Origin of the sequence: Lutibacter sp. B1, assembly GCF_012524075.1 — a bacterium.
Taxonomy (GTDB): Bacteria; Bacteroidota; Bacteroidia; order Flavobacteriales; family Flavobacteriaceae; genus Lutibacter.
In genome coordinates this window covers 91,406-105,174 of the sequence record NZ_JAAZUI010000003.1, presented here as the reverse complement: position 1 = coordinate 105,174, position 13,769 = coordinate 91,406, and the positions used below count along the sequence as shown (strand labels likewise).

The 13,769-nt window shown below is 29.8% G+C and carries 9 protein-coding genes; 2 read left to right on the top strand and 7 right to left on the bottom strand.

The window, feature by feature from the left end; translation table 11 throughout:
* Positions 1-9: 9 nt before the first annotated feature.
* Both HGB55_RS02785 and HGB55_RS02780 read right to left on the bottom strand, forming a co-directional pair.
* Positions 10-3,048 (bottom strand): TonB-dependent receptor, encoded by a 3,039-nt coding sequence (locus HGB55_RS02785; protein WP_168814426.1) that lies wholly within the window; start codon positions 3,046-3,048, stop codon positions 10-12.
* Positions 3,049-3,290: 242 nt separating this feature from the next.
* The gene (locus HGB55_RS02780; protein ID WP_168814424.1) at positions 3,291-6,101 is read right to left on the bottom strand and encodes a triple tyrosine motif-containing protein; all 2,811 of its coding nucleotides are present in this window, start codon (positions 6,099-6,101) and stop codon (positions 3,291-3,293) included.
* Positions 6,102-6,255: 154 nt separating this feature from the next.
* Here HGB55_RS02780 and HGB55_RS02775 point away from each other — a divergent pair, with 154 nt between their 5' ends.
* Both HGB55_RS02775 and HGB55_RS02770 read left to right on the top strand, forming a co-directional pair.
* A complete protein-coding gene (locus tag HGB55_RS02775) occupies positions 6,256-6,849 on the top strand; it encodes a DUF998 domain-containing protein (protein ID WP_168814422.1) in 594 nt (197 codons plus the stop codon).
* A 319-nt stretch (positions 6,850-7,168) separates the two neighbouring features.
* Entirely contained in the window at positions 7,169-7,750 is a 582-nt protein-coding gene (locus HGB55_RS02770; RefSeq protein WP_168814420.1) for an XRE family transcriptional regulator, read from the top strand.
* Positions 7,751-7,775: 25 nt separating this feature from the next.
* On the opposite strand, the gene HGB55_RS02765 is transcribed toward HGB55_RS02770, so the two are convergent.
* From HGB55_RS02765 to HGB55_RS02745, 5 genes are all read right to left on the bottom strand, one after another.
* The gene (locus HGB55_RS02765; protein WP_168814418.1) at positions 7,776-9,017 is read right to left on the bottom strand and encodes an FAD-binding oxidoreductase; all 1,242 of its coding nucleotides are present in this window, start codon (positions 9,015-9,017) and stop codon (positions 7,776-7,778) included.
* Between the two features lies 1 nt (position 9,018).
* A complete protein-coding gene (locus HGB55_RS02760) occupies positions 9,019-9,696 on the bottom strand; it encodes a phosphonatase-like hydrolase (protein WP_371807793.1) in 678 nt (225 codons plus the stop codon).
* A 65-nt stretch (positions 9,697-9,761) separates the two neighbouring features.
* Positions 9,762-11,063 carry a DUF5690 family protein gene (locus HGB55_RS02755; RefSeq protein WP_247649175.1) on the bottom strand — a complete coding sequence of 434 codons (1,302 nt, stop codon included), beginning with the start codon at positions 11,061-11,063 and terminating at the stop codon, positions 9,762-9,764.
* A 7-nt stretch (positions 11,064-11,070) separates the two neighbouring features.
* Positions 11,071-12,174, bottom strand: coding sequence for a phosphoglyceromutase (locus HGB55_RS02750; RefSeq protein WP_168814415.1), 1,104 nt, complete (start codon positions 12,172-12,174; stop codon positions 11,071-11,073).
* On the bottom strand, positions 12,174-13,766 hold the full coding sequence (locus tag HGB55_RS02745) for a metallophosphoesterase family protein (RefSeq protein ID WP_168814414.1): 1,593 nt from the start codon (positions 13,764-13,766) through the stop codon (positions 12,174-12,176). The genes HGB55_RS02750 and HGB55_RS02745 overlap by 1 nt, the downstream gene beginning before the upstream one ends.
* Positions 13,767-13,769: the final 3 nt, after the last annotated feature.

The window sequence follows — 13,769 nt, the reverse complement described above, 5'->3', positions numbered from 1 at the left end:
AATTACGTATTAAAAATTAATGTTTAAACCTACCATATAAGTTCTTGGAATTGGGTAAAAACCATCATCGATTCCACCTCCAATTGGATCTCCACTAGAAGCTCCCGGATCAAAACCTTTATATTTTGTAAATGTATACAGGTTGTTTATACTTGCGTATAACCTTAATTTATCAACTCCTGATTTTTCAAGAAAAACAGGATTTATAGTATATCCTAATTGTATGTTTTGTATTCTTACATAAGATGCGTCTTCAACATAATATTCAGAAAAAACATTATTAACTGATGCTGCTGTAGTAACTCTAGGTGTTTTATTACTTGTTCCTTCACCTGTCCATCTATCTAAAACATAATTTAAATTATTAGCATCCGGATAAATACTTTCATAATTTCTAACCATATCATTGCCTACGGAAGCAAAAGTGTACATAGAAAAATCTAACGCTTTATAATTGAATTGTAAGTTTAAGCCCATTGTTGCATCCGGAATTGGATCACCAATGTTGGTTCTATCGTTAACATCTATTACACCATCGTTATTGGTATCAACATATCTAAAATCACCCGGTGCCGATTCGGCTCCTAAAGCAATTTGTGAAGGATGTGCATCAACTTCATCTTGGTTTTGAAAAATTCCATCTGTTTTGTAACCATAAAAATAGCCTATTGGCTCACCAACTTCCATTCTGGATGGTGCCGGTTGTGAAATTCCAAAAACTCCACCTTCAATAAAGTCTGTTCCATTAATTTCGGTGACTTCATTTTTAAGAAACGTTACATTGTAACCAATATTCATTGAAAAATCGTCAGAGAAATTATTTTTATAATCTACTGAAAATTCAAACCCTTTATTTTCAACTGTTCCTGCATTAATAGTAGGAGAAGCAGCTCCCGGAGCTCCAGGTCCTAAAATTCCTGAAACCGGTATATAAGGTATTAACAAATCTTCTCTTGTATCTATAAAATAATCTGCTATAATACTAACTTTGTCATTGAATAATTTCATATCTATACCAACATCAAATTTTCTTGCTTCTTCCCATTTTAAGTTTGGATTAGGAATTTGACCTGTTGCTACACCATTAATTAACGATCCGTCAAAAACATACGTTGCCTCACCTGATAATTGAGAAATATATCCATTAGTTGGAATTCTATCATTCCCTAAAGTACCATAACTACCTCTTAACTTTAAGAAACTAACTATATTAGATTCTCCAAAGAAATTTTCATCAGATACAATCCAACCAGCTGTAAATGATGGAAAATAACCTACTTTATTTCCTGGTCCAAATTTTGTTGAAGCATCTCTTCTAATCATTGCAGACAACAAATATTTTCCTTTAAAATCGTATTGCAGTCTTGCAAAATATGAAAGTTTTCTTTCATCCCAATTCCATGAGGAAACAGGAATAATACCTTCAGCAGGTGCTCCGGTTGTTAAAGAAATATCGGCATTTTTCCAAGTATTATTTGGCACATCGAAGCCATTTGCTTCTAAATGATTTCCCCATTCTTTAAAAATGGTATTACCAATTGTTCCTACAATTTTATGGTCGCTAATTTCTTTTGTATAGGTTGCATAAATATCAAACGAATAATCATTAGCATTTTCAGTATTTTGATTAACTGAACTTCTCGCAACATCAAAAACTTTTCCTCCGTAATCAACAATTTTGGCAAAACTTTTTCCTTCACTATTTGAAGTGTTAAAACCAATTGAACTTGATAAAACCAAACCTTCAAATATGGTATAATCCAAACCAAAATTTCCACTAATTTTTTTGAAATTATAGTCATTATAAGTATTTGCAATTTGCGCCAACGGATTAATCATTTCGTTTCCTAAATTTCCAATCGGGAATACTGTATAATCGCCATTAGCATCATAAGGCGTTAGTGTAGACGGGCTGTTAACCGCATTTAATAAAACTGATGCATTACCGCCTTCAGGTAATGTTTTTCTATTAAAATACGTATAAATAACATTTGTTTTTAATTTTAAATTATCAGAAAGTTCAGCGCCTAAAGATATTCTGGCTGTATTTCTTAAAAATCCTGATTTTTTCTTTCCAATAATACCTTCTTGATCTAAATGTGAACCACTTACTAAATATGTAATTTTTTCAGAACCACCGGAAATTGATAAATCGTGGCTTATAATAGGAACATTTTCTTCAAGAACTTCATCTTGCCAGTCTGTTCCTCTTCCAATTCCCGTTAAATCCGGATAAGGAATTTGCTTTCCACCACTTACATAGCTTTCATTCAATAAAGCTGCATATTCAGTAGCGTTTAAAACATTTAATTTTTTTGAAGTTTCTTGCAAACCAAAATAAGTATTGTACGAAATTTTTGCTTTTGCATTCTTTTTACCCATTTTAGTTGTGATTAAAATAACACCATTTGCGGCTGTAGATCCATAAATGGCTGCTTGAGCATCTTTTAAAACAGTAATGGTTTCAACATCATTAGGATTTAGTAAAGCCAGTTCTCCAATATATCCGTCAATAATGGTAAGAGGTTTGTTATCACCATTTGTAGCAATACCTCTAATACGAATACTAATGTCTGCTCCAGGTGCACCTGAAGTAGTTGTAACATTTACACCCGACACAGTACCTTGCAAAGCTTGTTCCATTTTAACAGGCTTTAGTGTTTCCAATGTTTCAGATCCAACTACAGATACCGCTCCTGTTACTTCTCTTTTTTTCTGGGTACCATACCCAACTACTACAACTTCATCTAGGCTTTGTAAATCCTCAATAAGTGTAATATTCAAAAAATTAGAATCGCTTACTACAACTTCTTTAGTAGTAAATCCAACATACGAGAAAACCAATGTTTCTCCTATTTGAACGTTTGGTAAACTGAAATTTCCATCAAAATCGGTAGTGATACCTTTTGTTGTATTTTTTACAATTATGGAAACACCTGGTAAAGGGGCGCCACTTGCATCTAATACATTTCCTTTTATTTCATAATTTTGAGAATATGCAATTATACTCGCAAAAAATAATAAAATTGATAAAATATGTAGTCTCATATAGTGATTAAATTAAGTTTTAATAAATATAACCCTAAAATTCCATGGATTACCAAAACCAACCTATACAAAAAACATACACTATTTTTAACATATTCAAAAGTTTAAAAAAAGAAAGAAAGAACTAAGTAAACCCTACATTTTAGTAAGTATATTGAAATTTGAAAATAATGAAAATACAGTCAACTATAACCTTTTAGTTGAGGTAATGTTGAGGTAATTTACAAAATTGTAGTGGCGAGTTAAATCTCTAGAATATACTCTACAAGTCCTTTTTCGTGGGTTAATTCCATTTTTTTTCTAAGCCTGTATCGTTTTATTTCAACACTACGGGCAGAAATATTAAGCAAAGGTGCTATTTCTTTAGATGATAAGTTTAAACGTAAATAAGCACATAGACGTAGGTCGTTAGGCGTTAAAGTTGGATGTGCTTTTTTTACTTTTTTCAAAAAATCACTGTCAGCATTGTTAAATGCTTCTTGAAAAATTTCCCAATCGCCGGTATGATTTAAATTTTTGTTAATAATATTAATTACGGGTTTGATTTTTTTAGCATCATTAACCAACGTTAATTCATCTTTTATTTTAGTTAAAAGTTCATTCTTTTTTATAATATTCATTGTAGAAACACCTAATTCTCTAGTTTTACTTTCAATTTCATTTTGTAACTTTTCATTTCTCAACTTCATAATAACTTTGTCGCTCTCTAATTGAGACATAGTTAGTTCTCGCTTTTTCTTTTCCAGCAACTTTTGTTTTTGTTTGTTGTAATAGCGTTTATATAAATTATGAACCACCAATAACAATACTAAAAACAATAAAAAATAAAACAATAAAAATTGATTTGATAAATACCATGGCCTTTCGATTTTAAATGAATACGAAGCCGTATTTTCAGACAATTTATTACCTATTAATGCTCTAACTTCAAAAACATAATCGCTATAAGGTAAATTTTTAAAAGAAACATCAGATTTAGCAGACCAATTACTCCATTCATTATAGATACCTTCTAACCGGTACTGGTAATTAACTTGTGTGTATTTGTTAAATTCAGGAACACTATAGGTGAAGTACAAATTATTTTCTTTAAACTTAAAATTTGTATCCTTTTCTAATGAAATAAGTGTTTTTGTTTCGTTTAGAATACTTTTTTCAATTGAATTTATTTTAATTGCATAACTTTTACTCTCCAATTTATTCAAGTCTAAAATAACATACCCTCTTGAACTGCCTAATAAAAATGACTTATCGTACATGTGTGCTATACTTTCATACCCGGCAAAATCTCTTCTTATAGATGTTGGAAACGAAATTTTATCGGCTTTCGGCTCGTTGTTCAGTTTTCCGGGAGAAAAATATACTACGCTTTTATTGGTAAATCCCCACAAGGTATTTGTTTCATTATTCGCAATTAGTTTTCCCGACACATACTCATCATTATCAAACAAATCATTTGTTAATATTGAGTCTTTTTGAAATTTTTGCAGCTTATTGTCATATTTAAAAACTCCATCTTTAGATGTGTACAACAAATTATTATTATAGCTTACTAGGCTAGATTTAAAGCCTTTTGGAGCAGTTTTTTCGGTAACATAACTTTTTACTTTTGTAAAATCGCTATTAATGTTAAGTTTATAAACACCTTTATACTCGTGGCTTACAAAAATTGTTGTGTCTTGGGCAAATTCAAAAAATTTACTCGAAATATCGAACCCTTCAATTTTATTTTTAAACTGCCATTTACCATTTACTTTTTGTAATACATTCAATCCGTTATAATTGCCCTGCAACAATAAATTTGGTTTTTGTTTAATTGGTTTAATGTCCCAGGCACCCATCACATCCGTAATTAATTCAGCTTCATCATCAACAACTGTAAAAGTGCCTAGATTGTGTCCGCAAAACAGTGTTTTGTCATAAATTTTTAAACACCAAACTTGTCCGTTTGTTCCATGAATAATCTCAAAATCTGAATCTCCATTCAATTTTTTATAATACAAACCTTGATTGGTTCCTAAATACAAGTAATTATTATAAATAGCAGAAGCATATACTGTTCCTAATTTTCCATTTACATCATCGTATACTTTAAATGGCGAATTGAAATTTACTACGCTAATTCCGTTATCTAAAGCGAGCCAAATATTATGTTCGTAGTCTTCAAAAACAGCAAGTACAGTATTGTTATTTAAACCTTTTTCCTGATTTATGTTCAAAATTATATTTCCTTTTTTATCAAGCTGATAAAGGCCTTTAGAAATGGTTCCTAATAAAAAACTTCCATCTTTTAATTGAATACTGCTGTAAATACTAAGTGAAGAAATTACTTTATTGGCGCTTATATTCCATTTTTGTAATTGCTTATTTTCTAAAAAATAGAATCCGCTCATTTGCGTTTGAAACAACAATTTTTTATCAACTGAAAAAATGTTTACCAAGGTGTTATTTTTCAATACAGCATCGTTAGAAATTAAAACTTCTTTACCATTTTCAATTTTATAAACACCATCATACATTTTTTGAAAATAGATGCCACCATCAACCTTAAAAATTTTGGGAAGTGTAGTTTTGGAGTTGATAACACGAAATTTTTCGGTAATTGTATTAAAAATATAGATTCGGTTTAATGACTGAAACAGCATCCAATCATCAAATTTTATAATATTCCAAAATTGCTCGTCATCAATTAAAGGTTCGGTGAGTTTGTTTAATAATGAATTGTATTTTAACCTTCCATATTCATCGTTTTCCCAATAACCAAACTCCATATAACATCCTGTATAAATTCTATGATCTACAACATTTACCGATCTGATAATAGTATTGTTTGGCGACGGATACAAACGCCATTTAGAACCGTTGAACTCTAACAAGCCACTGTTGTTAGCTACATAAATATATTTTTCGTTTGATTGTGAAATGTCCCAATTTTGATTTTCAGCCTCATAAATATCAGGAGAAAAATTCTCTAAAGGAGGCAATTCTTGTGCTTTAGTATAAAAAGATACAAAGCATAAAACGTATAAAATTAAAATTTTTAAGTATTTCAATTTTCAAAAAATTAAAAAAGTATATACAATATTACAATTTTTATTGCAGTTGTAATTACCTTTATGTAACGCTTTAGGTAAATTCATAAATTACATTTTTAACGTGTTTGTTTGTGGGTAGTTAGCGGGCATTTAAGAAAAACTTGCAATAATTATGAAAGAAAGGCATTTGTTATACCTCGGAATAATAAGTCCAATAATTTTTTGGATTACTACTATTGTTTGCGGATTAATGCTTGAAGATTATAATCATTTTACATGGTTGGTTAGCGAATTAGGAGCATTAGGAACAAGAACACAGTATCTTTTTACTGCTGGATTAGTTTTGAGTTCTATATTGAATATTTTTTTTGTTATTGGTTTATACAAATACTGTAAGATGAAGCAATTAAGCGTTATTCCTATACTTTTTATTTTGCTATATTCCTTTCTTGCAGGACCAGCCTTATTTCCAATGCCTTTGAAATTACATAGTATTGTAGGACTTCCTTTTCCGTTAATTATTTTGGCTCCAATTTTAAGCCTAATTTTATGGAGAAAGAAAGAACATTTGTTAAAAATAAGAGCAGTAGCAATAATTAGTTTTATAATAATGTTGTTGGGCTTTTCAATTTTTTTCCCAAATGTATTGAATGGATATTTTGGATTAAAACAGCGATTCTTGTATGCAGGTTGGACAGTATGGTCTGTGTATCTAGCTTTTAGATTTCTTCAATTAAGTATTAACGATGTTCGAAATGCAAAATGAAACGCCCACTAAAAAAAACTGAATAAAGAATCCTCGTAGCATTTTCATAAGTAGCTAAAACCGGCAATTAATTTATACAAGTATTGATTTTATCTTTAAACGTGAGTTCGATATAAAAGTATCTGATAATTAAATTAAATATGTTTTTAAGTTGATTAAGAAACTGTCATTCCTCCCTTCACAGGAATAACATAAATATAATAAGCTTATTAAGTTTTAATTAATCGAACTCACGCTATAATAACTTATAACAACTTTAACATTTAAATTCATACAAAAAATTCATATTTGTAAAAACTATTAAGACACACAAAATCTTATGGACGATTATTTACTAGATATTGGAAAGCAAATTAAAAAAATTAGAAAAAAAAAGCAATTAATTATAAGTGAAGTTGCTACTAAAGCCGGTGTTAGTAACGGATTAATTTCCAGAATTGAAAACGGACGTACAATACCTTCATTACCTGTACTATTAAATATTATTGGAGCCTTAGAAATTGAACTCAGTTCTTTTTTTGATGGAATGGAAAAAATAAATGGTAAAAAATTTATTGTTACAAGAAAAAACGAATATTCTGAAATTGAAAAAGAAGTTGAAGCAGAAGGCTTTGTTTATAAATTTATATTTAATAAAAGTTTATCATCAATTGGTTTTGAGGCAGTTTTATTAGAAGTTTTACCAAATAGTAAACGCGATAAAGTAACTACCGATGCTTACGAATTTAAATATATGTTAAGTGGCAAAATTTCTTATATAATTGATAATGAAGAAATTGAAATTACAGAAGGAGATTCGTTATTTTTTGATGGCCGTTTCCCTCATGTTCCTATTAATAAAGATTCAGAACCTGCTAAAATGTTAGTTTTGTATTTTTTTAATGAAACTGAATTAAGTTAATTAAACCTTTTTTATCGACATTATTTTATCCGCCATCTTTTTTCTTACTTCTTGCATCGGCACATTTTTGTCTAAAATTTTCAGATAATGGATCAAAATCAGAAAATCTGTCAATTCTAAATTTTTCAGCACTTGTAAACAAAGGAATTTTTAAAATCATTTCTGCAATTAATCTTCCTATTCCCCCCGAACCTGCCACACCTGCTCCTGCACAACCTGTTGCAGCGTAAAATCCTTTAAAATTAGGAAAAGGTCCAACGGTATAATATCCATCAGGCGTATACGTAGAAATTCCTGTAATACAATTTTTCATTCCAATTTCTTCAAATTCAGGAAAATAATTGATAAAATCTTTCCCATAATTTTCTAAAATATCCCATTCATCATCTTTAGGCCCTAAAAAATCAGAATTAGGTTTTGGATTTAATTTATTTGGATGAAAATGTGGACTGTTTTCTTCTCTTAACCCAAACAATAAAGCTCCATTTTCCGGTCTGGAATATGCCATAGCATCAGGCATTACTATCATAGGATGATCGTGCGGAAACAACTTATCATTTTTTTCGGTAATCCAATAAATACTTCTTACCGGAGCCATTGGTATTGGTATGTTTAGCTGTAAAGATAATAGGTTAGACCAAGCGCCTGCCGAATCAATAACTATGGATGATTTAATAATTCCTTTAGTTGTTTTTACACCGGTAATTTGGTTGTTTTCAGAAAGCAATTCAATAACTTCAGTATTTTGCATTACTGTTGCGCCTTTTAATTTAGCAGCTTTTGCAAATGCATTTGCCAACAAATACGCATCTAGAAAAGAATCATCTTCCATAAAAGAAACTTTTTTAATAGATGAAGTATCTAACCAAGTAACTTTCTTTTTTACCTCTTCAATACCTATTTCCTTATTTTTAATATGATGTTTATTTGCAATAGCAACTATTTTTTTAAGATTAACTACCGACTCTTCAGAGGAAGCAATATGAAGTGTGCCTACTTTATTTTTACCTGTTTTTTCACCTGTTTCTTGTTCTATTTCATCAATATTTTTATAGGTTTCTTGAATTAGAGGAATCAACTCTTCTTTAGTTCTAACCAACGTCATTAATGATGCTGCTTTAGACGTATTACCACTTCCAATAGTATTTCTGTCAATTAACAGCACTTTATTAACACTTCTTTTTGCTAAATGCCATGCTGTAGCACAACCTATTGTACCTGCTCCAATTACAATGGCATCAACACTGTCAATTACATTATTTTCCATATTAAAGTATTTTTTGAATTAGTTCACTGAGATTATCAATAATATAAGTTGGTTGTGCACTTTGTAATTGTTCTTTAGTGTGTGCACCTGTTGTAACGCCAATTGTAATTCCGCAATTAGCCGCTTTCCCTTCTTCAATATCAATTATTGAATCTCCAACTTTAACCACTTTCTTAGAATCTTTAATATCAAAAAAATCCATTGCCAAATTTATCATATCAGGTGCAGGTCTGCTATTTTCAACATCGCTCGCGGTTATAAGTTCATCGTAATGTTTGCCTTTTTCCCATTTTAATTTTGAAAGTAGTGATCGGGCTGTTTTTTTATCATACCCCGTATTCAAAACTATTTTAATATCATTTTCCTTTAATTTTTCAAAAACTTCTTCAGTATTTGGATACGTTCTAACCTTTAAGTCTGCATACTTCATTTTTAATAAATTAGAAAAAACATTAAAAATACTTAACGATTCCTCATCACCATTTTTATTGTTTTCCAGAGCAATAATATCTTTAATGGCTTGGTGTTTTTCTTTACCTGCGCCATGTTCTAAAACCGTTTCTAAAGAAAAATTATAACCGGCTTTATTTATTGCTTTTCTTAAAGTTTTATAAACTACATTATTCTCGTTAACAGTGGTTCCTGCTATATCAAATACTACTAATTTTATCATTTTCAAGTTTATTTTTATATTTTTTTTCTTTTATAAATAGCTTTCTTTTTAATATTATATCAATTATTTAATTATAACGCTTGTACACTATATGCTTTTACTTCAGCATTTTTTTTATATTTCATTATAAAATAAAATAAAGAAATTACAGTAATAATTATTCCTATTACAGAAATTACATAAGTGCCATAGGTGAAAAATTGTAACCAAGAAATAGAAGACTGACCAAAATTTTTATACAGTAGCACTGCCATACTTCCTAAATACCCGAAAGAATCTGCAATATATATAAGAAAACCTGAGTTTCCTTTAATTTTAAAAGTTGCAATCATTCTATCAAAAAAGATACAGTTAAAAGGAACGTAACAAATGTATAAGCCAAAACCAGTAAGTACCATCCAAACTAAAGGAGATATAACCTGTTGTTGAAACAACCATGTGTTAATACCAATAATAATTGTTCCAAAAAGTATCAAATAATGGTAAATTAAAAATGCTTTCATATTATTTTTAATAAAAGCTAACAGTCCCAAAATTACCAATACAGCTATGGCTATAGGAATTTCTGCTGTTGTATATATACTGGAGCTGTCTTGATAACCTAAAGTGTCCCAAAGTTCTCTGGCAAAATTATCTCTCAAATCTCTAAAAGCCGTTAGTGCTGTATAGAAAACAACCAAAATAATAATAGGAAAAGCAAATTTTAAAAATAGTTTCTTCCTTTCTTTTTTTGATAAAGGAACCCTTTTTGTTTTCAAATTTTCATCTTCTTCATCCGGTTTAGGTAGTCTTTCTAATAAAAATGTAAAAAAAAGTAAGGGTACAATAAATAAAATTCCTGTAATAAAAGGCATCCATAATTCTGAAAAATGCCAGCTATCCATTACAAATTTTCCTGTAGATTTAACAAAACCTGACGATACAATAAAACTTGAACTTAAAGCTACACCAAAAATTTCAGTATAACGCCTGCCTTCAAGATAAGAGAATACAATACCCCAAATCATCCCTAATGGTAAGCCGTTTAAAAACATAAAAACAATATTGTATGGTTTGGGAGTTAAGGCGAATAACAATAAAGCCAGTTCTGCTACAATAATCAATCCTATTAAAAAAATACCACGACGTTCTTGCTTCATTTCTGAAATAACTTTTATTCCAATAAATTTTGAAAGCATATAACCCAATACTTGAGAAATAATCAACAAAATTTTGTAATCTACTCCCCAGTAAGAAAAACCTTCGAAAGTTGCAACTGTAAATGGTTTACGAAAAGCATACATACAAAAATAAGTTCCAAAAGAAGCTATAATAGCTTGGATAATAATATATATTTTACTTTTTGGCATGTATGTTTTTCTGCTTAATTTCATTTTTCAATTACCAGTTTGAAATAAAAGGTTTTCCAATTTTATCATCTATCAAATTATCTAAACCAAGCAATTTAGCTACAGTAGCGGCAATTTGGTTGGTGTAATTTTGTGATATTTCTTTAATTTCTCCTTTTGCTTTAATTGTTGGCCCCATAACAGCTAACCATGTTTGGTCTGCATCTTTTACTTTTGAACCATGACTTGTCCACATTGATTCGGGATCATCTCCAACACCTCTACCGTGATCTGTAGTGATAATAAAATAAGTATTGTTTTTATAAAAAGGATTATTTTGAACATAATTCCACAAATCTTCAATCATAGAATCGGCAGTATATAACGATTTAATATAATAATCAAACAAACCTCCATGCGCAAAATCATCAGTTTCACCATAAGCAATATATACCACTTTTGGTTGTTTCTTTTTAATATATTCTTTTGCATATTGATGCGTAAACACATCTAACCTAACCGATTCCCAAATTATTGGAGCTTGCCATTGTATTTCATTTAAAAATATTTCTCTTTCCGTTAAATCATCTCCGGTAGCTTTCATATATCCTGCATTTACAGGTATGCCACTTCTTTTGTCATTAATTATAAAAGGAAAAACATCCCAACTTCCAAAAGCAGCAACTTTATTTTTATACTGTGGATTTTGATTTATTTTTTCTAAAACTGTAATGTTTTTATTATAAATTTTATCGTTGCTATTAATAGTCGCATCATCGGCTTTTCCGGTTAAAATCTCGTTATATCCAGGATATGAGAAAACCATTTTATTTGTGAGATTAACAAAGCTATTTTTATTTCTGTTACCATATATTTGTCCTTCTTTAACTATTGTATTCCAAAAAAATGGCATTAATTTTTTCCGGTTTTCCTCTATACTTTCTCCTATAAATTTTTCTGATAAAACCTTTTTGTCGTGTGTATATTTTTTGTTTTCCAATAAAACAGTATCAATTCCGGTAAAAACTTCTTGCCACCTAACTCCATCTAAAGTTATTACGAATATATTTGGCTCACTTTTCTGAGTTTTTTGCTGTGCATTTCCTATAAAAGACAGCAATAAAATTATGCTAATTATTAAACTTATTTTTTTCATTATTCTTTAGTTTTAAAAGATGATATATTTGACCAATTACTCCAATTCAGATTTTGGTCTCTATAACGCACTCTCCAATAATACGTTATATTTGGTTTTAATCGTTTTGTATTTACATCAGACAGATTATCGTCTTTTTGTCTGTTTTCTAAATAATACCAATTTTCATGTTGTTTCCAACTATCAAAAATCGGATTAACAAAATCTTTTGTTTCTGCAATTTGCCAGTTTGATGCTGCGTGAAAAGCACCTTTAAAATTACTTTTAAAAGTACCGGCTTTTAAAATAATTCCTTCAATATTTAGTGTTTCATTGTTAGGCGTTAATGCCTCAGGTTCTATAGGTTTTCTTTCTTTTTTCCAAATAGTAATACTGTCAGTAACTTCATTGTTTCTAAACGTATCTTCATTACCTCTACTAATTCTTTTTATCGTAAATTTTGGATCATCTTTACTGCCATCTACTTCCACCATTACAAAACCATATTCATCTTGAGTTACTGTAAACTCATCATAATCTCTTCCTTCAAATTCGCCCCAATTATCAATTGCTCCTCCTGCTGATGCAACGTTTATCCACAAGTGTTTGTGGTCTTTAGACTGACCTCTGGAATAGCCGTGTGTATGACCAAAAAAATGAATACTGGGTTTACCTGTTTCCGAACTGAATTTTTCCAATAATTTTACTACTTTCCCTGTAAAATCTGTTTCTCCCGGAATCCATAATTCTGATTTGTAAGGATGATGTAATTGAGCAAAAACAAAATCTATATCTTCGTTTTTTGAAGTATCTTCTAAAAGTTTTTCTAACCAAACATACTGCTCTTTTGAATCTCTATATCCATCATTAGAATTTAATCCAATAATTCTTGTATTTCCATAGTCTTTAAACCACCAATGTTCTGCATAAGCTGGTGTACCGTTTTCAGGAAGACTAAAATATTTAAAATAAAAGATTGAATTTTTCTCATGGTTTCCCAAAACCGGATATACAGGAACATTGCCAAATAACTTTTCAGAAGGATTAAAAAAGTGCTCTTTCCATTGAAAATATTTTGTTCCGTCTTGTACCAAATCGCCGGGAATCATCACTAATGCTAAATTATTTGGAAGAGAGCCTTTAAATTCTTTTTTTAGGTACGTCAATATTCCTTCATTTACAATTTCCGAAAACTTATTGGGATTATTAGGATCATACTGCATATCGCTCATTGCAATTATATTAAATGATTCGTTATCGTTTGCAAAAGGTGGTGTTTTAAACTGAAAAATATCTGATATAACATTTTTGGTTTTAACTCTATAGTAGTATTCTGTGAACTTTTTTAATCCATCAATTTTAACTTCATGAATTCTGGATGCGGTAAAATTAACATCAAAAGATATTCCTGTAGCTTTCTTTCCTAATTTTGGAGTAAGTCCATATTCTACAATACTTTCATCTTCTTCAGTTGTTTCCCAAAGTATTTTAATAGAATTAGGTGTTGCATCTTGAAGATACGGTTGTATCAAAATTTCAATTTCATTGTTTTGTGAATTTCCAAAAAAAGGAAATACTAAAACCGAAAGAAATACTAGTATAATTGTTCTCATTTA

Coding starts and splice junctions, on each gene's coding strand:
- HGB55_RS02745 (WP_168814414.1), bottom strand. CDS start 13,766: ATGAGAACAATTATACTAGTATTTCTTTCGGTTTTAGTATTTCCTTTT.
- HGB55_RS02765 (WP_168814418.1), bottom strand. CDS start 9,017: ATGGAAAATAATGTAATTGACAGTGTTGATGCCATTGTAATTGGAGCA.
- HGB55_RS02750 (WP_168814415.1), bottom strand. CDS start 12,174: ATGAAAAAAATAAGTTTAATAATTAGCATAATTTTATTGCTGTCTTTT.
- HGB55_RS02775 (WP_168814422.1), top strand. CDS start 6,256: ATGAAAGAAAGGCATTTGTTATACCTCGGAATAATAAGTCCAATAATT.
- HGB55_RS02770 (WP_168814420.1), top strand. CDS start 7,169: ATGGACGATTATTTACTAGATATTGGAAAGCAAATTAAAAAAATTAGA.
- HGB55_RS02755 (WP_247649175.1), bottom strand. CDS start 11,063: ATGAAATTAAGCAGAAAAACATACATGCCAAAAAGTAAAATATATATT.
- HGB55_RS02785 (WP_168814426.1), bottom strand. CDS start 3,048: ATGAGACTACATATTTTATCAATTTTATTATTTTTTGCGAGTATAATT.